The sequence below is a fragment of the Bartonella sp. TT29SHDZB genome (assembly GCF_042193395.1).
Lineage (GTDB): Bacteria > Pseudomonadota > Alphaproteobacteria > Rhizobiales > Rhizobiaceae > Bartonella.
Genome location: NZ_JBHILQ010000092.1, coordinates 1 through 1,284, shown reverse-complemented (window position 1 = coordinate 1,284; position 1,284 = coordinate 1). Strand labels below are relative to the sequence as shown.

The 1,284-nt window shown below is 44.1% G+C and carries 1 protein-coding gene and 1 pseudogene; both read right to left on the bottom strand.

What is annotated here, in order from left to right:
• Nucleotides 1-1,174 (bottom strand): contractile injection system protein, VgrG/Pvc8 family (locus tag ACFIJJ_RS09745; RefSeq protein WP_375646800.1); only part of this gene is annotated, 1,174 nt, incomplete at its 3' end.
• Nucleotides 1,171-1,284: pseudogene (locus ACFIJJ_RS09740) on the bottom strand (phage tail protein); the annotation flags it as partial. The pseudogene ACFIJJ_RS09740 and the gene ACFIJJ_RS09745, both read right to left, overlap by 4 nt.

Sequence of the window (1,284 nt, the reverse complement as noted above, 5' to 3'; positions counted from 1 at the left end):
CATCAAAAAGTTCGCACTCTATTTTTGTGGTGTAACCACCCGTTTTATCAAGTTTGTGCTTAACACTTTTGATGCGCCATTCTGCTGGAATATAGGGGCGGAAAGGGGGCTTTTGAACAAGCTTTGCTTCTGCTTGTACAAAGGGATCACCACCAATATCACATGAGAAAGAAGATTTGCCACGAGATGATTTGTTGCGATAAGCAGCAATGGCCGCAACAGCTTCTGATTGATTGTGGTAGGTGTATTTGAGTTCATGAAAAGGCTCTTTACCAACCTTGACTTCCTTTTTTTCACCAGTGCGGATATCATGATAGCTTGCGATAACACCGCCTTTTTTCTCTTTGTCTTCTTCTTCTTTCTCAGGTGTTGTTTCTGCTTTTTCTGATTCAGATGATGATGCTCTGTCATTGTTATCCATATGGATAAAGTTTTCATCATCATCAATCTCTTCTGGCTCTCGTGCATCAGCGGCGGCTTTTTGGTCGTCTCCCACATCTGTTGCTAAGCCATTTGCTGCACCTGCTTCATCCCGTGCGCTGTATTTAAAATCCCAAGAGGTACAATGTTTCTCATGAATAACTACTATGGGGAGTGTTTCACCAGTGATGGCTTTGCCTTCGCCCCGTTTAGCCAAAACAAGCTTGCCATCAACGGGTTTTGCTACCGCATCATAGTCTTCTGCAAGGCGCGTAGCAAAAGCCATATCGCTTTCAGCTGTTTGGTCAATGTGACGCACAACGATTTTTGCAAGAGAAGGATCAACCTTTGGCGTATAGCCATTACGCTCTGCTATCTCTTGAACAATACTGCCAAGGGTTTGTTGGTGATAGGATTGGCTTTTGGGTGTTCTATAAGACGTATTCATAGAGGCGGCGCGCCCTGTTACACTTAAGCTTTGGGGTGGGCTGCTTACAGAGATTTCATCAATCAGATAGGCTCCCATATCGCGGTTTTTGCCGCCTTCATAGCCAAGTGTGACAGAAATGATTGTTCCGATAAGAGGAATATCAAGAAAGCCGTTATCACTGTCACGCGCACGGTCATCAAGCTCTATAGTGATACGATCACTTTTGTTTTCTGCTTCATCGGTAATTTCAATCGACAAAACATAGTCCATCAGCGTTCTTGTGATGTCCTCTCCATTTGCCATCACTGTGCAAAAAGGTTTCATGATTTGCTACCCCAAATTCTGATCACTGGTGTGGCTTTCGGATAGGGGAGGGTTGGTAAGAGTATCGTGATACCTGCTTTTAAAATGGGTCCATAGTCTGCAAGACCAAA